We start from the raw sequence: 23152 nt of genomic DNA, 5'->3' as shown, positions 1-23152 counted from the left end.
ACGCAGGGCAGTCTAGGAATCGGTGCGCGCCGGCGCCGCTAAAGCTTTGCTAGCGCTGCGCTAAAAAAACACTAAGGGTTTCAGCGCCGATTCAGCCGTGTTTCAGCCGTGTTTCAGACCGGCCCCAGCACCCGCATCGAGTAGTCGACCGCCTTCACATCCTTGGTCAGCCGACCGATGGAAATGCGGTCGACGCCGGTGGCGGCGATCCAGCGCAGCTGTGCGAGCTCGACCCCGCCCGAGACTTCCAGCAAGGCCCGGCCGGCCGTCACGGCCACCGCCTCGCGCATCATCGCCTCGCTGAAATTGTCCAGCAGCACGCTGACCGCACCGGCGCCCAGCGCCTCCTGCAGCTCGGCGATGCTTTCGACCTCGACCTGGATGTCCACGCCCGCGTTCAGCGCCTGGGCCGCACGCAGCGCCGCTGCGACGCCGCCGGCCGCCGCGATATGGTTTTCCTTGATCAGGATGCCGGCATAGAGGGCCAGGCGCTGGTTCGCGCCGCCGCCGATGCGCACCGCGTACTTCTGCGCCAGACGCAAGCCCGGCAGGGTCTTGCGCGTGTCCAGCACCGCGCAGCCGCGCGGATTGGTGCTGGCGCCCGCGATCGCGTCGACATGGGCGCGGGTCAGGGTGGCCGTGCCGGACAGCAGCTGCAGGAAGTTCATCGCCGGCCGCTCGGCCGACAGCAGGGCCCGGCCGTCGGCCTCGATCTCGCAGACCACGGTGTCGGCGCTCATACGCGCACCTTCCTCATAAAGCCACTCGATGCGGGCCGTCGCATCGAGCGCGGCAAACACCCCGTCGAACCAGGGGCGCCCGCACAGCACGGCGGCCTCGCGCACCCGCAGCTGGGCCTTGACGCGGCGACCGGCCGGCACCAGCCGGGCGGTCCAGTCGCAGACCCCGATGTCTTCCATCAGCGCCTCGCGGATATTGCGCTCGCGGGCTTGGTCCAGGCTCTCGTTGTGATCGAACATCGCTCAGTCGGGGTCTTTGATCGTGAGGCTCAGATTATCCAGGCCCTCGATCACCCCGGTGATCACATCGCCGGGCTTGACCGCGCCGACGCCTTCCGGCGTGCCGGTATAGATCAGATCGCCCGGGCCCAGGTGGTAGTACTGCGACAGATTGGCAACGATCTCGGGCACGCTCCAGATCATGTCGGCCAGATCGCCGCGCTGCTTCTCGACACCGTTGACCGCCAGGGTGATCGCGCCGGCCTTCGGGTGGCCGATCTCGCTGGCCGGCACCAGCTCGGTGATCACGGCCGAGTTCTCGAAGCCCTTGCCGATGTCCCAGGGCCGGCCGTTGGCCTTGGCCGCGTTCTGCAGATCGCGGCGCGTCATGTCCAGGCCGGCGGCATAGCCCCAGATGGCCGCTTCGGCGGCCTCGGGCGCCACCTTGAAGACCGGCGCGCCGAGCGCGATCACCAGCTCCATCTCATAGTGGAAATTGCTGGTGCCGGGCGGGTAGGCGATGCTGGCGCCGGAGGGCACCAGCGCATTGGCCGGCTTGCTGAAATAGAAGGGCGGTTCGCGATCCGGATCGCTGCCCATCTCGCGGGCATGGGCGGCGTAGTTGCGGCCGACGCAGAAGATGCGGGCGACGGCATAGCGCTGGCGGCTGCCGCGCACGGCGACACTGGCTTGTACCTCGGGCGGGAAGACATAGGAGTCAGTCATGACGAGACCTTGAACGGGAGTGGGCGATGCGGCGCCAAGCATAAGGGCAGACCGCAGGGTCGCCGCGCTAGCCGATCCGGTGGCAGACCTTGGGCAGGTAGTCCAGCACCGCCTGGACCAGCGGCGAGTGGTCGGCCGCGCGCCAGACGGCGACGGTCTCGACCTCGGTGGCCTTGTCCTTGAGCTCGCGATAGACCACGCCCTCGCGCCCCAGCGCCTGCACGCTGGCGGGCACCAGGGCCACGCCGATGCCGCCGCTGACCAGGCTGACGATGGTCTGCATCTGGCGCGCCACAAAGAGATTCGGGCTGAAGCCGTGGCGCATGCAGGTGGCGACGATGGCGTCGAACATCAGCGGCCCCTGGTGCCGCTCGAAGCCCAGAAAGCGCTCCTGCGCGAGCTGGCCCAGCGCGATCCGGGCGCTGCCGGCCAGGGCATGGCCGGCCGGCAGCGCCAGCACCAGCGGCTCCTTCTGCACCAGCTTGACGCTCAGCGCCGCCGGCGGGTCGGCGGTCTGGAACACCAGGCCCAGGTCCAGGCTGCCGCTCTCGACGTCGTGGATGATGTGGTCGGTCGTGCCCTCGTGCAGCGAGATCTTGACGCGCTGGTGCGCCGCGCTGAACTGCCGCACCAGGGTCGGCAGGAAGGAGTAGATGGGCAGGCTGATGAAGCCGATCGACAGCGTGCCCATCAGGCCCTGCGCGGTCTCCTGCGCGCGGCGGCGCATGGTATCGGCGGCGGCGAGCACCGCGCGCGCATCGCGCAACGCATCCTCGCCGGCGCGGGTGATGGCGATGCGGCGCGAGGTGCGCTCCAGCAGGGTCACGCCCAGCTCGTCCTCCAGCTCCTTGATCGCCAGGCTCACGGGCGGCTGGGTCAGGTGCAGGCGTTTGGCCGCCCGGCCGAAGTGCAGTTCCTCGGCCACGGCCACCAGGCAACGCAGATGACGCATGTCCATCGTTAGCTTTCTTGAATAGATCGATCTGTATTGCAAATTTCCACAAATCGAAGCCCGATCCTAGACTGCCTCTCATGCCCCCGACCCCAGCCCGCGACCGGCCGGTCCGGAGGGCGAGACAAAAAACAGGGCTGCAGGAGACAACACGCATGCCGGAACATTTGCCGGGCCTGCCCAGGCCCCGAACCCTCAGACACCCGGGGCCGGTGAGCGATCTGCGCATCGAGCACCGGCATGCGGCCATCGGCCGGCACTTCCGCCTGGCCCTGCCGCCGGGGCTGTCGCTGCATGAGGCCCTGGTCGGCGCACTGGCCGGCGTCGCGGTGCGCAACGCCTCGATGACCTTGCTGGGCGGCGAGCTGCAGACGCTCAGCTACTGCCTGGCCCAGCCCGACCACAGCGGCCGGGTCGTGGCCACCTATGGCGAGCTGCGCGAGACCACGGCGGCCCGCCTGATCTTTGGCAACGCCACGCTGGGCCGCTCGGCGGCGGGCCTGCCGGTGCTGCATTGCCATGCGGCCTTCCGCCTGGCCGACGGCAGCGTGCGCGGCGGCCATGTGCTGACCGAGCAGACACGCATCGGTGCCGGCGGCATCAGCGCGCTGGCCACGTCACTGGACGGCATCGAGCTGCGCATCGGCTACGACACCGAGACCCGCATGTCATTCCTGCGCCCCCACACCGAGGTATCCGATGCCTGAGATCCGACTGGTTGAACACGGCCGCATGGGGCGCGTCGCCTATGGTCGCATCGCCCCCAACGAAGACCTGGTGCAGAGCGTCGAAAAACTCTGCCTGGCCGAGGGCTTCCGCCATGCCTTTGTACGCGGCGCGCTGGGCAGCCTGGTCGACGCCTGCCTGGCCCGGCCGCAGGGCGGTTGCCAGCTGATACGCGGCCCGGCGGTGGAAGTCGTCAGCCTGGCCGGCGAGGTGCGCGCGCAGCCGGACGGCTCGCTGCGGGCGGCGCTCAGCGGCGTCGTCGTCGACACCGAGGGCCAGGTCTATGGCGGCCCTTTCGTGGCCGGCGCCAATCCGGTCTGCGTGACCTTTGAACTGACGCTCGAGGAGTGGCTGCCCGCCGCCGTCGAATCCTGAACCCTGAACTCCACGGACTGCCCCACATCATGAGCAACAACACCCACCCCGTCGCCGTCATCACCGGAGGCGCGCGCGGCATCGGCCGTGTGATCGGCGAATGGTTCCTGGCCCGCGGCCATCGCATCGCCCTGCTGGACATCGACGGCAGCACGCTGGATGCCACCGTCACCGCACTGGCCCGGCCCGATGCCGTGCTCGGCCTGCACTGCGATGTATCGGACCCGGCCCAGGTCGAGCGGGCGGCCGCCCAGGTGACGGCGCGCTTCGGCCGGGTCGACGCGCTGGTCAACAACGCCGGCGTGGCCGTGTTCAAGCCGGTGCTGCAGACCTCGTTCGCCGAATGGCGCCAGGTGCTGGCCACCAATCTGGACGGCGCCTTTCTGTGCAGCCAGGCCTTTGGCGGCTTGATGGCAGCGCAGGGCCGCGGCGCCATTGTCAACGTGGCCTCGATCTCCGGGCTGCGTGCCAGCACGCTGCGCGTGGCCTATGGCACCAGCAAGGCCGCGCTGATCCATCTGACCAAGCAGTACGCGGTCGAGCTGGGCAATGCCGGCGTGCGGGTCAATGTGATCTGCCCCGGGCCGGTCGAGACCGAGATGGCCAAGCTGGTGCACAGCGTGGCCATCCGCAGCGACTACTACGACACCATCCCGCTGGGCCGCTACGGCACGACCGGCGAGATGGCCGAGGCGGTGGGTTTTCTGTGCAGCGACGCGGCCAGCTTTATCAACGGCCAGGTGCTGGCGGTCGACGGCGGCTTCGACGCCGCCGGCGTCGGCCTGCCGACACTGCGCCGCCGCGCGGCCGAAGCGAACGGTAGCGCCGCCTCCCAGGCCTGAGCCCATTCACCAGGAGCCCCCATGACCCTCCCCTACATCATCGGCTGGGGCCACACGCCCTTCGGCAAGTTCGACGCCCTCGACCCCGAGCAGCTGCTGCGCGATGCGGTGGCCCCGGCGCTGCAGACCGCAGGGCTGGAGGCCGAGGCCATCGACGGCATCTTCGTCGGCCACTTCAACGGCGGCTTCATGCCGCAGGACTTCAGCGCCGCGCTGCTGGGCGTGGCCATGCCGGCGCTGCGCCATGTACCCGCGGTGCGCTGCGAGAACGCCTGCGCCACCGGCTCGGCCGCGATCTGGGCCGCGCTGGACGCGGTGCAGGCTGGGCGCGTGCGCCATGCCCTGGTGGTCGGCTTCGAGATCATGAATGCGGTGCCCGCCGCCAAGGTCGGCGAGACCCTGCTGCGCTGCTCCTATGTGAAGGAGGAGGGCGACACGCCGGGCGGCTTTGCCGGCGTGTTCGGCCAGATCGCCGGCCGCTACTTCGAGCGCTTCGGCGACCAGAGCGATGCGCTGGCCCATATCGCCGCCAAGAACCACGCCAACGGCCTGCACAACCCCGATGCCCATCTGCGCCGCGACCTGGGTTTCGATTTCTGCCGCCAGCCCTCCGACAAGAACCCCATCGTGGCCGGGCCGCTCAAGCGCTCGGACTGCTCGCTGGTGTCGGACGGCGCGGCCGCCCTCGTCATCTCGGCCGCACCCAGCGGCAACGCGACGGTGAGCCCGGTGCGCTGGCGCTCGCGCACCCAGGTCAATGACTTCCTGCCGCTGTCGCGCCGCGACCCGACCCGCTTCGAGGGTGCGGCGCTGGCCTGGCAGCGCGGGCTGGCCGCCGCCGGGGCCGGGCTGGACGACCTGGGCTTTGTCGAGACCCACGACTGCTTCACGATCGCCGAGCTGCTCGAGTACGAGGCCATGGGACTGGCGCCGCAGGGCCAGGGCGCGCGCGTGATCCTGGATGGCACGAGCCGGCGTGACGGCCGGCTGCCGGTCAATCTGTCCGGCGGCCTGAAGTCGCGCGGCCACCCGATCGGTGCCACCGGCGTGTCCCAGCATGTGATGGCCGCGCTGCAGCTCAGCGGCACGGCCGGCGCGATGCAGGTCGGCCAGCCGCGGCTGGGCGCCGTCTTCAATATGGGCGGGGCCGCCGTGGCCAACTATCTGAGCGTGCTGGAGGCCGCATGAGCCTGCCGGTCACCCACGAGGCTCAGGCCGCCAATCTCTCCGTGCTGCTGGCCCAGACCGCCGCCCAGTTCCCGGACCGGACCGGCCTGATCCAGGGCGAACAGCAGTGGAGCTGGCGCGAGCTGAACGGGCGGGTCGATGCCCTGGTTGCGGGCTTGCGCGCGCTGGGCCTGCAGGCCGGCGACAAGCTGCTGGTGCAGTCGCGCAACAATGTGGCCCTGTTCGAGAGCTGCTGGGCGGCTTTCCGCATGGGCCTGGTCTGGGTGCCGACCAACTTCCGGCTGACGCCGCCGGAGCTGGCCTATCTGGGCAGCTCCAGCCAGGCCGTGGCCATGCTGGCGGAAGAGGACTTCGCGGCCCATGTCGATGCGGTCAGGGCGGAAGCACCGCGGCTGCGCCACCTGATCACGATAGGCCGGCCGCGCCCGGGCGAGATCGGCTACGAAGCCCTGCTGGCCGCGCATCAGGGCGCGCCGACCCAGATGGCCGAGGTGCGGGCCGACACGCCGCTGTGGTACTTCTATACGTCGGGCACCACCGGGCGGCCCAAGGCCGCGATGCTGACCCATGGCCAGATGGCTTTCGTCGTGACCAACCATCTGGCCGACCTGATCCCCGGCACCGACGAGAGCGACTGCTCGATCGCCGTGGCACCGCTGTCGCACGGCGCGGGCATCCATGCGCTGCTCAATGTCGCGCGCGGCGCCGCCACCGTGCTGCTGGCCTCGGAGCGGCTGGAGCCCGAGCAGGTCTGGCGGCTGGTCGAGCGGCACCGGGTCAGCAATCTCTTCACCGTGCCCACCATCGTCAAGATGCTGGTGGAGGACGCGTCGGTGGACCGCTACGACCACAGCAGCCTGCGCTATCTGATCTATGCCGGCGCGCCGATGTACCGTGCCGACCAGCGGCGGGCCCTGCAGAAGCTGGGCCCGGTGCTGGTGCAGTATTTCGGCCTGGGCGAGGTGACGGGCTGCATCACCGTGCTGCCAGCGTCCATGCATGGACTCGACGATGCCGATCCGAACGCCAACATCGGCAGCTGCGGCCGCCCGCGCACCGGCATGGAAGTGGCCATCCTCGATGCCCAGCTGCGGCCGCTGCCGGTGGGTGAGGTCGGCGAGATCTGCTGCCGCGGCCCGGCGGTGTTCGCCGGCTATTTCGACAACCCCGAGGCCACGGCCAAGGCCTTGCGCGGCGGCTGGTTCCACACCGGCGATCTCGGCCGCCTGGACGCGCGCGGCCTGCTCTACATCACCGGCCGCGAGTCCGATATGTATATCTCGGGCGGCTCCAACGTCTACCCGCGCGAGGTCGAGGAGGTGCTGCTGCTGCATCCGGACGTGGCCGAGGTGGCGGTGCTGGGCGTACCCGACCCCAAATGGGGCGAGGTCGGCGTGGCCGTCATCGTGGCCAGCCGCCCGGGGCTGTCGGCCGAGACCCTGCTGGCCCATCTCGAGGGCCGCTGCGCCCGCTACCGCTGGCCCCGGCACTTCTTCTTCTGGGACGCCCTGCCCAAGTCCGGCTACGGGAAGATCACGAAGAAAGAGGTGCGCGAGCAGCTCTACCATCGAGGCGAGCTGCAGATGGCTCCTGCAGACTAGTCCGGCTCGCCCCTCGCTTTCGCCACCCCTAGAAAAAACGGAGACAACGATGAACACCACCCGTCGCACCCTGCTTCGCTCGGCCGCTGCCGCCTCGGCCCTGAGCCTGCCGCTGGGCCAGGCCCTGGCCCAGAAGGCCGAGTTCACGCTCAAGTACGCCAACAACCTGCCGGCCGCGCATCCGATGAACTTGCGCGCCAAGGAGATGGCCGCGGCCATCCTGGCCGAGACCAAGGGCCGCGTCGACCTGCAGGTCTTCCCTTCGGGCCAGCTCGGTTCGGACACCGACATGCTGAGCCAGCTGCGCGCCGGCGGCATCGACTTCTTCACGCTCTCGGGCCTGATCCTCTCGACCCTGGTGCCGGGTGCGGCCGTCACCGGCGTGGGCTTCGCGTTCGCCGACTACGACACCGTCTGGAAGGCCCTGGACGGCGACCTCGGCGCCCATGTGCGCGCGCAGATTGCCAAGGCCAATCTGATCGCGATGGAGCGCATCTGGGACAACGGCTTCCGCCAGATCACCTCCTCTACCCATCCGATCAACTCGGCCGAGGACCTCAAGGGTTTCAAGATCCGCGTGCCGGTCTCGCCGATGTGGACCTCGATGTTCAAGGCCTTCGATTCGGCGCCGGCCTCGATCAACTTCGCCGAGGTCTATTCGGCGCTGCAGACCAAGGTGGTGGACGGGCAGGAGAACCCGCTGGCCATTCTCGACACCGCCAAGCTCTACGAGGTGCAGAAGTACGTGTCGGTCACCAACCATATGTGGGACGGCTTCTGGTTCCTGGCCAACAAGCGCTCGTTCGAGCGCCTGCCCGAGGACCTGCGCGCCATCGTCGCGCGCCATATCAATGCCGCCGGCATGAAGCAGCGTGCCGATGTGGCCGCCCTCAACAGCAGCCTGCAGAAGACCCTGACCGAGAAGGGCATGGTCTTCAACACCACCAAGACCGAGAGCTTTCGCAACAAGCTGCGCCAGGCCGGCTTCTACAGCGAATGGAAGGGCAAGTTCGGTGACGAGGCCTGGGCGATTCTCGAGCGCTACTGCGGCAAGCTGAGCTGAGCCCCGACCGCCCCGATCCGACGAGGAGCCCCATGAGCGCCACCACCACGCCGCCCGCTTTTGGCGATCCCCACCATGTGGACAACGGGCCGGCCGCGGTCGCCATCCGCGGTGTCATGGCACGCGTGATGCGGCCTCTCGAAGTGACGGCCGCCGCGTTGCTGACCCTGATCATCGGCCTGCTGCTGAGCGCCGTGCTGTCACGCTATGTCTTCACCAAGTCCATCATCTGGGTGGACGAGGTGGTGTCGATCGCCTTCATCTGGCTGACGATGATAGGCAGCGCGATCGCGATGTACCGCAACGAGCATCTGCGCCTGACCCTGCTGGTGGAGCGCCTGGCCCCGGGCGCACGCGAGTTCGTCAACGCGCTGGCGCTGGTGGCGGTGATGGCCTTTCTGCTGGCGATGCTGCAGCCGGCCGCGATCTACGCCCAGGAGGAATGGGCCATCACGACGCCGGCGCTGAACATCCCGAACAGCTTTCGCGTCGCCGCGATCGCCTTCGGCCTGCTGGCCATGCTGGTGGTGGTGCTGGCCTTCGCCTGCAAGACGGTCAGGCCGCGCGTGCTGGGCCTGGCCGCCGTGCTGGTGGCCGGGCTCAGCGGACTGGCTTGGTGGCAGATGCCGGCGCTGGCCGATCTGGGCCATCTGAACATCCTGATCTTTCTGGTGATGCTGGTGGGCGCCTGCCTGGCGGCCGGCGTGCCGATCGCCTTCTGCTTCGGGCTGGGCGCGCTGAGCTATCTGAGCTTCACGACCCAGGTGCCGCTGCTGATCGTCGTCGGCCGCATGGACGAGGGCATGTCCAGCCTGATCCTGGTGTCGGTGCCGATCTTCGTACTGCTGGGCTGCGTGCTCGACGCTACCGGCATGGGCAAGGCGATCGTCGACTTCCTGGCCTCGCTGCTGGGCCATGTGAAGGCCGGCATGTCCTATGTGCTGCTGGGCTCGCTCTTCATCGTCTCCGGCATCTCGGGCTCCAAGGTCTCGGACATGGCGACCGTGGCCCCGGCCCTGTTTCCCGAGATGTCACGGCGCGGCAACAAACGCAAGGACATGGTGGCCCTGCTGGCCACCGGCGCGGCGATGGCCGACACGGTGCCGCCCAGCATCGTGCTGATCGTGCTGGGCTCGGTGGCCGGCGTCTCGATCGCCGGGCTGTTCCAGGCCGGCTTCGTCGTGGCGATGGTGCTGCTGGCCATGCTGCTGATCCTGGCGCGCTGGAAGGCGCGCCACGAGGTGGTCGAGGACGTGCGCCGCCCACCGCTGAAGGTCATCGGCCGCTTCATGCTGATCGCCAGCCCGGCCCTGCTGCTGCCCTTCCTGATACGCAGCGCGGTCGGCGGCGGTATCGCCACGGCCACCGAGGTCTCGACGATCGCCGTGCTCTATGCCCTGGTCATCGGCCAGGTGCTGTATGGCGGCATCACGCGCGGCAAGCTCTACGCGATGCTGGTCGAGACCGCCGCGCTGAGCGGTGCCATCCTGCTGATCCTCGGCGCCGCCTCGGCGATGGCCTGGACCATCACGCAAAGCGGCGTGGTGCAGCAGCTGTCGCAGTTCATGACCGCGCTGCCGGGCGGCTGGGTCACCTTCATGGCCGTCACCGTGCTGGTTTTCCTGGTGCTGGGCTGCCTGCTGGAGGGCCTGCCGGCCGTGCTGCTGCTGGCCCCCATCATGTTCCCGATCGCGCGCAAGCTGGGCATCCACGAGGTGCATTACGCGATGGTCATCGTCTGCGCAATGAATGTGGGCCTGATGATGCCGCCGATCGGTTTCGGCTTCTACGTCGCCTGCCGCATCGGCGGCGCCAAGCCCGACGATGTGCTGAGCGCCATCTGGCCCTATCTGCTGGCCCTGCTGGTCGGCGTCGCGGTAATTGCGGCGGTGCCGGCGATCTCGACCATCGCGCTGTGAACCGGGGACGGCATGCGCAGGCATGCCGTCCCCGGCGCTCGGTGGCGCATCCGGGCTACCATCGCGCCCAATGCCGATGTTGAAGCCCTTATCCGCCCTGCTGCTGCTGGCCCTGCTGGCCGGCTGCGCCACTCGCGCGCCGTCGCCGGGCGTGCCGGCCTCGCGGCCAACGCCGCCGCCCGGCGGCTGGCCGGCCCGGGACGGCCCCGATGCGGTGATCCCGCCGGATCTGCACAAGGTGCCCGATGCGGCGCCCAAGCTGGAGAACATCCGCAAGGGCGGGCCCAACAAGCCCTACGAGGTGCTGGGCCAGCGCTACGAGCCGATGGCCGGCGACGAGCCGCTGGTCGAGCGCGGCCTGGCCTCCTGGTATGGCAAGAAATTCCACGGCCGGCCTACCGCCAGCGGCGAGATCTACAACATGTATGCGATGACGGCCGCGCATCCGACCATGCCCATCCCCAGCTATGCGCGGGTGCGCAATCCTAAGAACGGCCGCGAGATCATCGTCAGGGTCAATGACCGCGGCCCCTTCCATCGCGGCCGCATCATCGACCTCAGCTACACCGCCGCGCTGAAGCTGGATCTGCTGCGCGGGGTCGGCGCGGTCGAGCTGGAGCGGCTGACCTATGAGGACATCCGCACCGGCGCCTGGATGCGCGGCAGCGAGCCGGCCGCGCCAGCCCCGGTCGAGCCGCCGCCCGTCTATGTGGCCAGCGAGGCCAGCGGCGCGCCGGCGCTGAGCACCACGGCCAGCGTCGCGGCAGTGCCGACGGCCGCCGTGCCCGCAGCCACGTCCGCTGCGCCCGCCACCGACCCCGCCCTGCTGTTGGCCAACGAGGCTCCGCTGCCGCAGATACGCACGGTGGCCGCGCCCGGCTTCTGGGTGCAGCTCGGCGCGTTCTCGCAGCTGGCCGGGGCCGAGTCGTTCCGGCAGCAGCTGCTGAAGGAAGCCGACTGGATGGCGCCGCTGCTGGCCGTCTTCAAGGACCGCGCACTGCACCGCCTGCAGGCCGGCCCCTACCCGACGCGCGAGGACGCGCGCCAGGCGGCCGAGCGCGTGCGCCAGGCGCTGGCACTGCAGCCGGTGGTGGTCGAGCGACGCTGACCCCTAACAAATCGGAGCGGGGCTGCATCCGATCCGGGATGCAGGGCGTAAGGACAGCAGGTTGGCACGGGGCCAACCGCCATCCGGAGACGCCTCATGCAATCCAACACCCCTTCCCAGGTGCGCCCACGCGCCACCCTGATCGCGCTGGCCGCCGGCCTGCTGCTGGCCGGCGGCGCCCACGCCTCCAGCCATCGCGAAGCGCCCTTCATCACGACCGTGCCCAAGGTCGATGCCAGCGACTTCTATATGTTCGCCAGCTACGAGGCCGGCCGCAACGACTATGTGACCGTGATCGCCAACTACCTGCCCTTGCAGGATGCCTATGGCGGACCGAACTACTTCTCGCTCGATCCGAACGCGCTCTACGAGATCCATATCGACAACAACGGCGACGCCAGGGAAGACCTCAGCTTCCAGTTCCGCTTCAAGAACAAGCTCAATAGCGTGAGCCTGCCGATCGGCGACAAGAGCATCGCGATCCCGCTGATACAGGCAGGTGCGGTCAGCGAGCCGCGCGCCGCCACGCTCAATCTGAACGAGAGCTACACGATAGACATCGTGCGCGGCGACCGCCGCAGCGGCGGCCGCCAGGCCGTCAGCAATGCCAGCGGCGGCACCAGCTTCGACAAGCCGGTCGACAATATCGGCGTCAAGACCATCCCCGACTACGCTGCCTATGCCGGCAAGCATGTGCACAGCATCAACATCCCCGGCTGCGCGATGCCGGGCAAGGTCTTCGTCGGCCAGCGCAAGGACCCGTTCGCGGTCAATCTCGGGACTATCTTCGACCTGGTCAATGCGCCGGTCGGCGTGATCACCGACCCGACGCTGATCGGCGCGGTCAAGAACACGATCGACGACAAGAACGTCACGACCCTGGCGCTGGAGCTGCACAAGAGCTGCCTGACCGCCGGCACCGAGACGGTGATCGGAGGCTGGACCACGGCCAGCCTGCGCCAGGCCCGCGTGCTCGACCCGAGCCCCAAGCCCGGCCACCAGAGCACAGAGAAGGCCGGTGGCGCCTGGGTGCAGGTATCGCGCCTGGGCATGCCCCTGGTCAACGAGGTCGTCATCGGCCTGCCGGACAAGGACCGCTTCAACAGCGCCAAGCCCAAGGACGACGGCCAGTTCGCCAGTTATGTGACCCACCCCAGCCTGCCGGCCCTGCTGGAGATCGCGCTGGCCCTGCCCGGCACCGCGCCGAAGAACCTGCCGCGCACCGATCTGGTCACGACTTTTCTGACCGGCATCAAGGGCGTCAACCAGCCGGCCAATGCGGTGGCCTCGGAGATGCTGCGGCTCAACACCGCGATTGCGCCGGTGCCGTTTGCGCAGCAGAACCGGCTCGGCGTGGTCGGCAACATCCTGGCCGGCGGCAACGATATGGCCGGCTTCCCGAACGGACGCCGCCCCAAGGACGATGTCGTCGATGTCTCGCTGATCGCGGTGATGGGCGGCCTGTGCATGGCCAATGGCGATGGCAACACGCTGGGCTTCGGCACCGACTGCAAGCCCTCGAATGTGCCGCTGGGCGCCACCGCACTGAAGCTGCACGACGCGGTCGACCAGGCCACGGCGCCGCTGCTGGCCGGCTTCCCCTATCTGTTCACGCCGGTCGGCGGCACCAAGTAAGGAGCAGGCCATGAGAACCCTCAACAAGACGCTTCTGCTCGGCCTGCTCGCCGGCGCGCTGCTGAGCGCCTGCGGTGGCAGCGATCATGACGACACGGTCGTCGCGAGCCCGCCGGCCGGCCCGGCCGAGGTGCCGGACAGCGCGCTGGCCTCGTCGGCCAGCTTCACGCAGTTCGCGATCGAGCAGAGCCAGACCGGCAGCGACAGCGCCGAGCCGCTGGGCGCCGACAAGGTGTCGGTACCGCCCAGCAGCGAGACCGACGAGCCGGTCTCGCTCGGCTGAGTACGGGAGCGGGGTCATGCGTATCACACTGTTCTTGCTGTGCTGCCTGGCCCTGCCGGCCGCTGCCGACCAGCCCTACACCCCGGCCAGCGAGGCCGAGCTGGTGGAGCGCCTGCCCACCCGGCTCGGTGCCGAGCAGCGCCGTTTGCGGGCCCAGCTCGTCGCGGCGCCCACCACCTTGCCGCTGGCGCTGCAGCTGGCACGCGAGGCGATAGCCCGAGCGCGCGCGCAGGGCGACCCTCGCGAGCTGGGCCTGGCCCAGGCCGCGCTGGCGCCCTGGTGGAGCCAGCCGGCACCGCCGGCCCCGGTACGGCTGCTGCGCGCGACGATTGCGCAAAGCCAGCACCGCTTCGACGCCGCGTTGGCCGATCTCGATACGCTGCTGGCCGCGCCCGGCACGCCAGCGGCCATCCAGGCCCAGGCCGAGCTGAGCCGCGCGGCCCTGCTGCAGCTGCGCGGCCGCCTGCCCGAGGCCCAGGCCGGCTGCCAGCGCCTGGCCGATTCACATGGCCATGGCGCGCTGCATGGCCAGGTCTGCCTGGCCGAGCTGGCCAGCTTGCAGGGCAGGGGCGATGCCGCATCGCGCGAGCTGGCGCGGCTGGCCCGCCAGCCCGGCGCACCCGCCGGCTGGATCGCGCTGCTGCGCGCCGAGCTCGCACACCGACGCGGCGAGCCGGCGGCCGAGACGCTGTACCGCCGCGCACTGGAGCTGAACGACGATGTCTACACCCGCGCCGCCTATGCCGACTGGCTGCTGGAGCGGCAGCGCTGGCCCGAGGTCATCGGGCTGCTGCAGGGCGGAGAGTCGGCCGACGCGCTGCTCTTGCGCCTGGCGATTGCCTGGCAGCGCAGCGGCGATGCGGCCCGCGCCAAACCGGCCATGGCCGAGTTGCAGGCCCGCTTCGAGGCCGCGCGGCTGCGCGGCGACGGCGGCCATGAGCGCGAGCTGGCCCGCTTCGCGCTGGACCTGCAAGGTGATGCCAAGGCCGCGCTGGCCCATGCCGAGGCCAACTGGGCGCAGCAGCGCGAGCCGGCCGATGCGCTGCTGCTGGCCCGCGCGAGGCAGGCCGCACGATGAGAGCGCTGACATGCCTGTTGTCTGGCCTGCTGTGTCTGCTCGCGCTGCCAGCCCTGGCCCACAAGCCCAGCGATGCCTATCTGCGCCTGAGCCTGCAGGGCGCGACGCTGGAGCAGCGCCTCGACATCGCGCTGCGCGATCTGGACCGCGAGCTCGATCTGGACGCCGACGCCGATGGCGCGCTGATCTGGGGCGAGCTGCGCGGCCGCGCCCCGGCGATCCAGGCCCTGGCCGAGCAAGGCCTCGCCATCGATCTGCGCGATGCGAAAGGCCAGGCCTGCCGGCCCGGCGTCTACCGGGCGCTGCAGATCGCCGCGCACAGCGATGGCCGCTATGCGGTGCTGAGCCGCAGCTGGCACTGCGAAGCCCCACCGCAAGACCTGACCCTGAACTACCGGCTGTTTGCCGCCAGCGACCCGACCCACCGCGGCATCGCCCGGCTGGAGCAAGGTACGCACGAGGCCCGGCTGCTAGTGCTGGCACCCGATGGCCGGCCACAGCAGCTCCAGCTGGGCGACGCCGCCGCCGCTCTGGGACTCGGCGGCTTCTTCCTCGAAGGCGTGCACCACATCTGGATCGGCCTCGACCACGTGTTGTTCCTGCTGGTGCTGCTGTTGCCGGCGGTGCTGCTGCGGCTGTCGGTCAGCTGGGCACCGGCGCCGGTGCTGCGACCGGCCCTGGTCGAGGTGGTCGGCGTCGTGACCGCCTTCACCGTCGCTCACTCGATCACGCTGGGCCTGGCCGTTCTCGGGGTGCTGGACCCGCCGTCGCGCTGGGTCGAGTCGCTGATCGCGGCCAGCGTGCTGCTGGCGGCGCTGAACAACCTCTGGCCGGTGGTCAAGCGCTCGCGCTGGAAGCTCAGCTTTGCCTTCGGTCTGATCCACGGCTTCGGCTTTGCCGGCGCGCTGAGGGACCTGGGCCTGGGGCAGGGCGCGCTGGCCGGGCCGCTGCTGATGTTCAACCTCGGCGTCGAGGCCGGGCAGCTGCTCATCGTCGCGGTCTTCGTGCCACTGGCCTGGTTGCTGCGAACACAGCGCTTCTATGCCCGCTGGCTGCTGGGCGGCGGCTCGCTGCTGGCGGCGGTGCTGGCCCTGGTCTGGCTGCTGGAGCGGGCCCTAGCTCTCAAACTGCTGGAGTTGTCATGAAACACCGGTTTGCCGCGCTGGCCCTGCTGGCGCCCTGGGGCGCGCTGGCCCAGGTCGAGACACTCGACAAGGTCGAACTGCTGGGCCATTACCAGCTGGGTCTGGGCCAGGCCAGCGCCGCCAGCGAGGGCTCGGTGCGGGCCAGCCTGATCGAGGCGCGGCCGGTGTTGCGGCCGGCGGAGCTGCTGGAGTTCGTGCCCGGCATGATCGTCACCCAGCACAGCGGCGACGGCAAGGCCAACCAGTATTTTCTGCGCGGCTTCAATCTCGACCACGGCACCGACTTCGCGACCTTTGTCGACGGCATGCCGGTGAATATGGTCAGCCATGCCCATGGCCAGGGCTATAGCGATCTGAACTTCCTGATCCCCGAGCTGGTCCAGCGCATCGACTACCGCAAAGGCCCTTACTTCGCCAGCGACGGCGATTTCGCCTCGGCCGGCAGCGCGCGGCTGCGGCTGCGCGACGAGATGGGGCCGGGTCTTGCCAGCCTGACGCTGGGCGGGCACGGCCATGCCCGCGCGCTGCTGGCCGACGGTGGCGCCGCCGGTGCCGGGCGCTGGCTGGGTGCGCTGGAACTGCAGGGCAACGACGGGCCATGGGAAACACCGCAGCGCGCGCGCAAGTTCAACGGCCTCCTGCGCTACAGCGAACGCAGGGCCGAGGGCTCGGCCTCGCTGAGCCTGATGGCCTACCGCAACCGCTGGACCGCCACCGACCAGATCCCGCAGCGCGCGGTCGATCAGGGCCACCTCGGCCGCTTCGGCAGCCTGGACGCCAGCGACGGCGGACGCAGCGCCCGCTACTCGCTCTCCGGCCAGATCAGCCGCGACATGGTCGACGGCGACTGGCAGGCCAGTGCCTACCTGATCCACTCGCGTCTGAACCTGTTCTCCAACTTCAGCTTTTTCCAGGACGACCCGGTCAACGGCGACCAGTTCGAGCAGGCCGAGTCGCGCCGCGTGCTCGGTGGCGAGCTGAGCCGGCGCTGGCAGTTCCAGTGGGCCGGGGCCGAGCAGCAGATCAGCCTCGGCACTCAGGCCCGCCACGACCGGTTGAGCCCGGTGGGTCTGTATGCCAGCGCGCAGCGCCGGCGCCTGAGCACCACGCAGGAAAGCCGGGTGCGCGAGAGCAGCCTGGGCGTCTACGCCGAACTGGCCAGCGGCTGGACGCCCTGGCTGCGCAGCGTCGTCGGCCTGCGTGCCGATACGGCGCGCTTTCGCGTCGACAGCTCGATCGCGGTCAACAGCGGCCGTGCCAGCGACCGCCAGCTCAGCCCCAAGCTGGCCCTGGTGCTCGGCCCCTGGGCCGGCACCGAGTTCTTCATCAACTACGGCCGCGGCTTCCACAGCAATGACGCGCGCGGCACGACGGCACGGCTCTCGCCCAAGCAGGGCACGACGGTCGACGCCGTGCCGGGTCTTGCCGCCAGCCGTGGCGCCGAGCTGGGCCTGCGCGGCGAGTGGCTGCCGGGCTGGCAGACCAGCCTGGCGCTGTGGCGGCTGGCGCTGGACTCGGAGCTGGTCTTTGTCGGCGACGCTGGCGATACCGAGGCCTCGCGGGCCAGCCGGCGCCAGGGTCTGGAGCTGAACAGCCACTGGCGGCTCGGCCGCGACTGGCAGCTGGACCTGGACTGGGCCGCCTCCCGCGCCCGCTACCGCGACCCGGCCCCCGAGGGCCGGCGCGTGCCCGGCGCGGTCGACAAGGTGGCCTCGCTGGGCCTGAGCTGGGCCGAGCCGGGCGCCCCCTGGTCGGGCCAGCTGCAGCTGCGCCATTTCGGCCCGCGCGATCTGGTCGAGGACGGTTCGCAGCGCTCGCGCGCCACCAGCCTGGCCTATGCACGGGCCAGCTGGCGCGCGACACCGCGCGTCACCGTAAGCCTGGATGTCTTCAATCTGTTCGACCGGCGCGCCAGCGACATCGACTACTTCTACGCGTCGCGCCTGGCCGGCGAAGCGGCGCCGGTGGCCGACCGGCATTTCCACCCGGTCGAGCCGCGCGGCCTGCGCCTGACCGTGGCGATGGCACTGCGCTGAGGCCAAGGGGCGGCCGCCGTGCCATGATGCCGCCCCATGGATCGCCCGACGCACCCCCTTCATGCCTCACCCGCGCTGCTGGCCGCCCTGCTGGCGGCCTGTGCACTGCCGCCGCTGATCGCCTACAACCTGACGCCGATGGCGACACTGTTCAACCAGCTCGCCGCGCTGGCCGGCTGGGGCCTGTGCCTGTACCTGCTGGCGCCGATAGGGACAGGGCAGGGTCTGCGCCCGAATGCCGCACTGCTGGCGCTGGGCCTGCTGCTGCTGGCGGCGCTGGTCGCACCCAATGGCTTGTCGAGCGCCGCCGCGCTGGCCGCAGCGCTGCTGGTGCTGCTGGCCGGCCTGCGCGCCGGTGGCGACGCGCGGGCGCGCGAGCCGGTGATGGACCTGTTCTGCCTGGCCCTGCTGGTGGCCGGGCTGCTGAGCGTGGCGGTGGCCCTGGTCCAGGTGTTCGCGCCGAGCTGGGCCGATGGCAGCGTGATCGCGCGCTCCGGCGTGGTCGGCCGGGCGGTCGGCAATATGCGCCAGCCCAATCATCTGGCCAGCCTGCTGATGTGGGCCTGTGTCGCGGCGGTCTGGCTGGCCAACTCGCGCCGGGGCCGCGCTTGGGCGGCCGCGCTGCCGGCGCTGCTGTTCGCCTTGGTGTTCGCCGTGGTGCTGAGCGCCTCGCGCACCGGCATGGTCGGTATCGGCCTGCTGGCGCTGTGGGGTCTGCTGGACCGCAAGCTGACCCGGCTCTCGCGCTGGGCCCTGGTGGCCACGCCGCTGATGCTGGGCCTGAGCTGGCTGCTGATGTCGGCCTGGGCCGCTAGCTCGGGCCAGGCCTTCGGCGCCGAGTCGCGGCTGGCCGAGGGGGCGGGTTCGCCCTCGCGCCTGGCCATCCTGGCCAATGCCTGGCGCCTGCTGCAGCAGTACCCGCTGACCGGCGTGGGCTGGGGCGAGTTCAATCTGGCCTGGACCATGACGCCCTTCCCGGGTCGGCCCACGGCCTTCTTCGACCACACCCACAATCTGCCGATGCAGCTGCTGGTGGAGCTGGGCTGGCCGCTGGGCCTGCTGGTGATCGCGCTGCTGCTGTACTCGGTCTGGCGCGCCTTCCTCTCGGGCCTGCGGGCGCCGGATGGCGAGGCGCCGCTGCTGCGCTGCGCCTTCATGATGGTGCTGATGATCGGCCTGCACAGCCTGCTGGAGTACCCGCTGTGGTACGTCTACTTCCTGGTGCCGGCGGTGTTCGCGCTGGGGCTGTGCCTGGGTGCCGCCGCGCCGACCAAAGCCGGGCAAGGCCTGACCCTGCCGGCCGGCGCGCTGCGCGCGGCCGGTGTGCTGATGATCGCCGGCAGTGCCTTCGCGCTGTGGGACTATCTGCGCGTGGTCGAGATCTATATGCCGCCGGCGCAGGCCGCGCCGCTGGAGCAGCGCATCGCGCGCGGGCAGCACAGCCTGTTCTTCGGCGCGCAGGCCGACTACGCGGCCGCCACCAGCCTGCCCGCCGGCGAGGCCGCGCTGGAGGCGACCCGCCGCACCGCCCACCAGCTGATCGACACGCGCTTGATGATGGCCTGGGCCAAGTCCCTGCACGCCAGCGGCGACACCGACCGCGCCCGCTACGTTGTGCAACGCCTGCGCGAGTTCCGCAACAAGCAGGCCGAGGACTGGCTGGCCGAATGCGAGGAGCCCGAGGTCAGGGCGCTGAAGCCGCCGCCCTTCCAGTGCGAAGGGCCGTCGCGCGACTACGATTTCAGGGAGATGCGCTGAGCAGCGGCGCGGCCGACCAGTCGCCGCTCTTGCCGCCCTGCTTCTCCAGCACGCGGATCTCGCCCATCACCATGCCGCGATCGGCGGCCTTGCACATATCGTAAATCGTCAGCAGCCCGATCTGCACCGCCGTCAAGGCCTCCATCTCGACACCGGTGCGGCCCAGCGTCTCGACCTGGGCCGTGCACTGCACGCTGGCGCCAGCCTCATCGATCTCGAACTCGACCGCCACGCGGGTGATGGGCAGCGGATGGCACAGCGGGATCAGCTCGGCGGTGCGCTTGGCCGCCTGGATCGCGGCGATGCGGGCGATGCCCAGCACGTCGCCCTTCTTGGCCGTGCCACTGGTGATCAGGGCCAGCGTGGCCGGCAGCATGCGGATGCGGCCGGCGGCGCGGGCGATGCGATGGGTTTCGGCCTTGGCCGACACATCGACCATATGGGCCTGGCCCTGGGCGTCGAAGTGGGTGAGTGCGGAAGTCATGGCAGCGGCAACAATCTGGAAACCTGCGATCTGCCATCATAGGCGCCTGACCTGCCTGGAGAATGCCGCGAATGCCTAGTTTGATGACCCGCCCGCGCCGCCTGGCCGTGGCCTTGTCGGCCGCCCTGATGCTGCTGCCGGGCCTGCCCGCAAGGGCCCAGGTCAATCTGCCGGCCCTGGGCGACTCGGTGTCGCAGGACCTGGACGTCAATGACGAGCGCCGCATCGGCGACCAGATCATGCGGCAGATCCGCATCGACCCCGACTATCTCGACGACCCGCTGCTGCTTGAATATGTGCAGTCGCTGTGGACCCCCTTGGTGAACTCGGCCAAGCAGCTGGGCCAGATCGGCGACGACACGCAGCAGCGCTTCGCCTGGGACATCTTTCTGGTGCGTGACCGCAGCGTCAACGCCTTCGCGCTGCCGGGCGGTTTCGTCGGCACCCATCTGGGCCTGATCGCGATCACCAGCGCGCCCGACGAGCTGGCCTCGGTGCTGGGCCATGAGCTGGCCCACATCACCCAGCGCCATATCGCGCGCCGCATCGCCGGCGACTCGCGCAACAGCCTCCTGGCCACTGCCGGCCTGATCGCCGGCCTGCTGGTGGCCGCGCGCTCGGGCAGCCCCGATGCGGCCCAGGCCGCCATCGTCGGCAGCCAGGCCGCCGCCGCCGCCGCCTCGCTGAGCTTCTCGCGCGATATGGAGCGCGAGGCCGACCGCGTCGGCTTCAACTTCATGACCCAGGCCGGCTATGCGCCCTCGGGCATGGCCAGCATGTTCGAGCGCATGGAGCAGGCCTACCATCTGATGGACGCCGGCAACTACCCCTATCTGCGCTCCCACCCGCTGACCAGCGAACGTATCGGCGAGGCGCGCGCGCGCCTGGGCACCGGCACGATGGAGCGGCCGCATGGCCTGGCCCTGCATGCGCTGATGGCGGCACGCTCGCGGGTGCTGATGGACCCGCGCGCCGAGACCTGGGCCAAGCTGCAGGAGCTCGACGCCGGCGTGCGCGACAGCCGTGGGGGCACGGCCGGCAATGGCTTCGAGCAGCTGGGGGCACGCTATGCCAGCGCGCTGGCCTCGATCAAGATGCGCAACTACGGCCGCGCCGACAGCGCGCTGCGCAGCGCCGAGCTGCTGCTGCAGATGATGGGCAGCGACCCGCGCTCGGCCCGTGTGCTGACCCTGGCGCGCGCCGAGCTGGCGCAGGCGCGCGAGCAGGGCGAGGCCGGCTTTGCCGCGCTGGCGCCGCTGGCGCAGGACCGTTCGCGCGTGCTGCTGATCCAGCGCGCGCAGCTGGCCCTGGTGGACACGCGCCTGGCATCAGCGCGCGAGGCGGCCGACACCTTGCAGACCCATGTCAGCCTGAACCCCAATGATGCCCAGGCCTGGGCGCTGCTGGCCCAGCTCTGGCAGCGCCTCGACCAGCCGCTGCGTGCGGTGCGCGCACTGGGCGAGACACGCGCGGCGGCCGGCGACCTCAATGGCGCGATCGACCGGCTGCGCTCGGGCCTGAATCAGTCGAGGAGCCGCAGCGCCGACCAGATCGAGGCGGCCGTCATCGATGCGCGCTTGCGCCAGCTGCTCTACGAGCGCCGCCAGCTGCTCAGCGAGATGTACCGCGGCAATGTGCCGCCGGGCGCCGAGCTGCCCAATCTGCAGGCACGGCCGCTGACGCCCCGGCTGGCAACTCCCTGACGCAGAGGACTCAGTGCTGGGTCACGCCGCTGGCTTCGGCGCAGATGGCCCAGATGCGGATCGCGCGGTTGTCGCCGCCATGGTTGCGCAGATTGCACTGGTAGACCTGGGTCGAGTAGTCGGGCCGCGGGCCGGCATAGTTCACATTGATCTCGTCCTGGGCGCTGTTGTTGTCGCGGTGGCCGCAGCCGCCGCCGACCAGGCGGGTATTGCCCGGGCAGACCGCCGAGTAGCCGGACCAGGTGTTGCCGGCCAGCGTGTGGGTGTGGCTGACGTAGTGCAGATGCACCGGTCCGGCCGGCCCCTGATTGCCTTGCGGCCCCTGCGGGCCGGCCGGTCCGGTCAGACCGGTGAAACCGCGCGGCCCTTGCAGGCCCTGGATGCCCTGGGCCCCTTGCGGACCTTGCGGCCCCTGATCGGCCAGGGTCAGGTCCAGCCGGGCCACATGGGCGGTGCCGGTGTTCTCCTTGCTGTCGAAGAAGGCCACGGTGCCCGGGCTGTTCAGCGCGGGCTGCAGCTGCAGGCCATGGTTGCTGGCGGGGTTGCTGATCCAGCCCTTGACGATCTTGCTGATGTCGAGGCTGATGAACTGCTGGGCCTTGCCGACCGCAAAGCTCTGGCCGCTGCCGGCACCGCCATTGACCGGGGCGGCCGCATGGCTGACACCGACCTCGTCCCAGGGCGCGTAGACACTCAGCAGCTCCAGCGTGCCGGGCGTGCCGACGCGGTTGACGTAGAGCAGCAGATTGGCCTTGACCAGCTTGGCCGCCGTGATGCCACCGGGCAGGCCGCCCAGATCGAAGCGCAGCAAGGCGCTGGCGCCGCCGCCGACGTTCAGCGTCGGCAGGGCGCCGAAGTTCTGCGCCGGCAGGCCGGCATTGATGTGCGTGTCGGCCACCAGCGGCGCGTCCAGCGCGGCCGCCGGCAGGGCCAGACCCAGCAAGGCGGCGCCGGCCAGGCGGCGGCGCCAGGCCAGCAAGCCCAGGCCGCCCAGCATCAGCGCCCAGGTGCCGGGCTCGGGCACGACATTGGCGTGCAAGCTGAAGGCCCAGGCGCCGCTGCGCGGGCTGCCGTCGACATTGATGAAGCGTTGCTCGCTGCCCAGATAGCTCAGCCCGGTGTAGTCGGGCTGGCCGCTCATCAGATAGCCCTCGTCCCAGCTGGAGCCCAGCGGGGTATTGCCGTCCTGCGACAGCACCAGCCGGTAGCTGCCGGCCGCCAGGCTGATCGCGAAGCGGGCGTCCCAGCAAAAGCCGCTGACCGGATCGCCGGCCTCGCCGGGGCCGCAGCTGTTCTGGCTGCCGCTGGCCAGCGCCAGCAGCTCGCCGCTGGCCAGATCGAACAGCGACAGCACCGGCGCGAAACCGCCTTGCAGCCAGGAGCTGCTGAAGGCCTGCACCGGCTCATCGGCAGCCAGCGTGAACTGGGTGACGAAGAGCTGGTCGTCGGTGGTGAATAGGCCCTGGTAGTCCAGGGCGGCGGCGTCGGCCGCCAGGCTCAGGGTGAGGGCGCCTAGGCCCAGCAGGTACTTGCGCAACATGCCGATCTCCGGGTCGAACGCAGACATTGCG

At 70.2% G+C, this 23152-nt stretch carries 20 protein-coding genes; 15 read left to right on the top strand and 5 right to left on the bottom strand.

Going from position 1 to position 23152, the window contains the following annotated elements:
- Nucleotides 1–113 precede the first annotated feature (113 nt).
- The 3 genes from nadC to ABGI63_RS04775 all read right to left on the bottom strand — a co-directional run bounded on the left by nadC (nucleotide 114) and on the right by ABGI63_RS04775 (nucleotide 2643).
- Nucleotides 114–980 (bottom strand): carboxylating nicotinate-nucleotide diphosphorylase, encoded by an 867-nt coding sequence (gene nadC, locus ABGI63_RS04785; RefSeq protein WP_349741303.1) that lies wholly within the window; start codon nucleotides 978–980, stop codon nucleotides 114–116.
- A gap of 3 nt (nucleotides 981–983) precedes the next feature.
- On the bottom strand, nucleotides 984–1685 hold the full coding sequence (locus tag ABGI63_RS04780) for a fumarylacetoacetate hydrolase family protein (protein WP_349741302.1): 702 nt from the start codon (nucleotides 1683–1685) through the stop codon (nucleotides 984–986).
- Between the two features lie 67 nt (nucleotides 1686–1752).
- Entirely contained in the window at nucleotides 1753–2643 is an 891-nt protein-coding gene (locus ABGI63_RS04775; RefSeq protein WP_349741301.1) for a LysR family transcriptional regulator, read from the bottom strand.
- A 149-nt stretch (nucleotides 2644–2792) separates the two neighbouring features.
- On the opposite strand from ABGI63_RS04775, the gene ABGI63_RS04770 reads away from it, so the two are divergent.
- From ABGI63_RS04770 to ABGI63_RS04705, 14 genes are all read left to right on the top strand, one after another.
- Entirely contained in the window at nucleotides 2793–3344 is a 552-nt protein-coding gene (locus ABGI63_RS04770) for a PCC domain-containing protein (protein WP_349741300.1), read from the top strand.
- A complete protein-coding gene (locus ABGI63_RS04765) occupies nucleotides 3337–3738 on the top strand; it encodes a PPC domain-containing DNA-binding protein (protein WP_349741299.1) in 402 nt (133 codons plus the stop codon). Before ABGI63_RS04770 ends, ABGI63_RS04765 begins: the two co-directional genes overlap by 8 nt.
- A 29-nt stretch (nucleotides 3739–3767) precedes the next feature.
- Entirely contained in the window at nucleotides 3768–4580 is an 813-nt protein-coding gene (locus ABGI63_RS04760) for an SDR family NAD(P)-dependent oxidoreductase (protein WP_349741298.1), read from the top strand.
- Between the two features lie 21 nt (nucleotides 4581–4601).
- Complete coding sequence (locus ABGI63_RS04755) at nucleotides 4602–5768, top strand: acetyl-CoA acetyltransferase (protein ID WP_349741297.1); 1167 nt, start codon at nucleotides 4602–4604, stop codon at nucleotides 5766–5768.
- Entirely contained in the window at nucleotides 5765–7369 is a 1605-nt protein-coding gene (locus ABGI63_RS04750; protein ID WP_349741296.1) for an acyl-CoA synthetase, read from the top strand. The genes ABGI63_RS04755 and ABGI63_RS04750 overlap by 4 nt, the downstream gene beginning before the upstream one ends.
- A 49-nt stretch (nucleotides 7370–7418) precedes the next feature.
- Complete coding sequence (locus ABGI63_RS04745; RefSeq protein ID WP_349741295.1) at nucleotides 7419–8432, top strand: TRAP transporter substrate-binding protein; 1014 nt, start codon at nucleotides 7419–7421, stop codon at nucleotides 8430–8432.
- A gap of 32 nt (nucleotides 8433–8464) precedes the next feature.
- A complete protein-coding gene (locus tag ABGI63_RS04740) occupies nucleotides 8465–10351 on the top strand; it encodes a TRAP transporter large permease (protein WP_349741294.1) in 1887 nt (628 codons plus the stop codon).
- Between the two features lie 76 nt (nucleotides 10352–10427).
- Nucleotides 10428–11459 carry a septal ring lytic transglycosylase RlpA family protein gene (locus ABGI63_RS04735; protein WP_349741293.1) on the top strand — a complete coding sequence of 344 codons (1032 nt, stop codon included), beginning with the start codon at nucleotides 10428–10430 and terminating at the stop codon, nucleotides 11457–11459.
- 96 nt (nucleotides 11460–11555) lie between these two features.
- Complete coding sequence (locus ABGI63_RS04730; RefSeq protein WP_349741292.1) at nucleotides 11556–13094, top strand: DUF4331 domain-containing protein; 1539 nt, start codon at nucleotides 11556–11558, stop codon at nucleotides 13092–13094.
- Nucleotides 13095–13104: 10 nt separating this feature from the next.
- On the top strand, nucleotides 13105–13377 hold the full coding sequence (locus tag ABGI63_RS04725) for a hypothetical protein (protein ID WP_349741291.1): 273 nt from the start codon (nucleotides 13105–13107) through the stop codon (nucleotides 13375–13377).
- A 16-nt stretch (nucleotides 13378–13393) separates the two neighbouring features.
- Nucleotides 13394–14455, top strand: a complete 1062-nt coding sequence (locus ABGI63_RS04720; RefSeq protein ID WP_349741290.1) for a hypothetical protein — start codon at nucleotides 13394–13396, stop codon at nucleotides 14453–14455.
- Nucleotides 14452–15600 carry a HupE/UreJ family protein gene (locus ABGI63_RS04715; RefSeq protein ID WP_349741289.1) on the top strand — a complete coding sequence of 383 codons (1149 nt, stop codon included), beginning with the start codon at nucleotides 14452–14454 and terminating at the stop codon, nucleotides 15598–15600. Before ABGI63_RS04720 ends, ABGI63_RS04715 begins: the two co-directional genes overlap by 4 nt.
- Nucleotides 15597–17636, top strand: a complete 2040-nt coding sequence (locus ABGI63_RS04710) for a TonB-dependent receptor (RefSeq protein WP_349741288.1) — start codon at nucleotides 15597–15599, stop codon at nucleotides 17634–17636. Before ABGI63_RS04715 ends, ABGI63_RS04710 begins: the two co-directional genes overlap by 4 nt.
- A gap of 36 nt (nucleotides 17637–17672) precedes the next feature.
- Nucleotides 17673–19394: a PglL family O-oligosaccharyltransferase gene (locus ABGI63_RS04705; RefSeq protein WP_349741287.1), complete on the top strand. Its 1722-nt coding sequence runs from the start codon at nucleotides 17673–17675 to the stop codon at nucleotides 19392–19394.
- Here ABGI63_RS04705 and moaC read toward each other — a convergent pair.
- Complete coding sequence (gene moaC, locus ABGI63_RS04700) at nucleotides 19378–19878, bottom strand: cyclic pyranopterin monophosphate synthase MoaC (RefSeq protein ID WP_349741286.1); 501 nt, start codon at nucleotides 19876–19878, stop codon at nucleotides 19378–19380. The genes ABGI63_RS04705 and moaC overlap by 17 nt on opposite strands.
- Nucleotides 19879–19949: 71 nt before the next feature.
- Here moaC and ABGI63_RS04695 point away from each other — a divergent pair, with 71 nt between their 5' ends.
- Nucleotides 19950–21581, top strand: a complete 1632-nt coding sequence (locus ABGI63_RS04695) for a M48 family metalloprotease (RefSeq protein WP_349741285.1) — start codon at nucleotides 19950–19952, stop codon at nucleotides 21579–21581.
- Between the two features lie 10 nt (nucleotides 21582–21591).
- Here ABGI63_RS04695 and ABGI63_RS04690 read toward each other — a convergent pair whose 3' ends face one another.
- On the bottom strand, nucleotides 21592–23148 hold the full coding sequence (locus tag ABGI63_RS04690; protein WP_349741284.1) for a DVUA0089 family protein: 1557 nt from the start codon (nucleotides 23146–23148) through the stop codon (nucleotides 21592–21594).
- Between the last annotated feature and the right edge of the window lie 4 nt (nucleotides 23149–23152).

It is taken from the genome of Roseateles cavernae (genome assembly GCF_040187885.1).
In the GTDB taxonomy this organism is placed as follows: Bacteria; Pseudomonadota; Gammaproteobacteria; order Burkholderiales; family Burkholderiaceae_C; genus Roseateles_E; species Roseateles_E cavernae.
This window is presented reverse-complemented; position numbering and strand designations above follow the sequence as displayed.

Excerpts from the sequence above, each read along its gene's own strand:
- ABGI63_RS04770 (WP_349741300.1), top strand. The coding sequence starts at position 2,793 with ATGCCGGAACATTTGCCGGGCCTGCCCAGGCCCCGAACCCTCAGACAC.
- moaC (WP_349741286.1), bottom strand. The coding sequence starts at position 19,878 with ATGACTTCCGCACTCACCCACTTCGACGCCCAGGGCCAGGCCCATATG.
- ABGI63_RS04695 (WP_349741285.1), top strand. The coding sequence starts at position 19,950 with ATGCCTAGTTTGATGACCCGCCCGCGCCGCCTGGCCGTGGCCTTGTCG.
- ABGI63_RS04725 (WP_349741291.1), top strand. The coding sequence starts at position 13,105 with ATGAGAACCCTCAACAAGACGCTTCTGCTCGGCCTGCTCGCCGGCGCG.
- ABGI63_RS04710 (WP_349741288.1), top strand. The coding sequence starts at position 15,597 with ATGAAACACCGGTTTGCCGCGCTGGCCCTGCTGGCGCCCTGGGGCGCG.
- ABGI63_RS04740 (WP_349741294.1), top strand. The coding sequence starts at position 8,465 with ATGAGCGCCACCACCACGCCGCCCGCTTTTGGCGATCCCCACCATGTG.
- ABGI63_RS04750 (WP_349741296.1), top strand. The coding sequence starts at position 5,765 with ATGAGCCTGCCGGTCACCCACGAGGCTCAGGCCGCCAATCTCTCCGTG.
- ABGI63_RS04765 (WP_349741299.1), top strand. The coding sequence starts at position 3,337 with ATGCCTGAGATCCGACTGGTTGAACACGGCCGCATGGGGCGCGTCGCC.
- ABGI63_RS04730 (WP_349741292.1), top strand. The coding sequence starts at position 11,556 with ATGCAATCCAACACCCCTTCCCAGGTGCGCCCACGCGCCACCCTGATC.
- ABGI63_RS04745 (WP_349741295.1), top strand. The coding sequence starts at position 7,419 with ATGAACACCACCCGTCGCACCCTGCTTCGCTCGGCCGCTGCCGCCTCG.
- ABGI63_RS04715 (WP_349741289.1), top strand. The coding sequence starts at position 14,452 with ATGAGAGCGCTGACATGCCTGTTGTCTGGCCTGCTGTGTCTGCTCGCG.
- ABGI63_RS04755 (WP_349741297.1), top strand. The coding sequence starts at position 4,602 with ATGACCCTCCCCTACATCATCGGCTGGGGCCACACGCCCTTCGGCAAG.
- nadC (WP_349741303.1), bottom strand. The coding sequence starts at position 980 with ATGTTCGATCACAACGAGAGCCTGGACCAAGCCCGCGAGCGCAATATC.
- ABGI63_RS04760 (WP_349741298.1), top strand. The coding sequence starts at position 3,768 with ATGAGCAACAACACCCACCCCGTCGCCGTCATCACCGGAGGCGCGCGC.
- ABGI63_RS04720 (WP_349741290.1), top strand. The coding sequence starts at position 13,394 with ATGCGTATCACACTGTTCTTGCTGTGCTGCCTGGCCCTGCCGGCCGCT.
- ABGI63_RS04780 (WP_349741302.1), bottom strand. The coding sequence starts at position 1,685 with ATGACTGACTCCTATGTCTTCCCGCCCGAGGTACAAGCCAGTGTCGCC.
- ABGI63_RS04690 (WP_349741284.1), bottom strand. The coding sequence starts at position 23,148 with ATGTCTGCGTTCGACCCGGAGATCGGCATGTTGCGCAAGTACCTGCTG.
- ABGI63_RS04775 (WP_349741301.1), bottom strand. The coding sequence starts at position 2,643 with ATGGACATGCGTCATCTGCGTTGCCTGGTGGCCGTGGCCGAGGAACTG.
- ABGI63_RS04735 (WP_349741293.1), top strand. The coding sequence starts at position 10,428 with ATGTTGAAGCCCTTATCCGCCCTGCTGCTGCTGGCCCTGCTGGCCGGC.
- ABGI63_RS04705 (WP_349741287.1), top strand. The coding sequence starts at position 17,673 with ATGGATCGCCCGACGCACCCCCTTCATGCCTCACCCGCGCTGCTGGCC.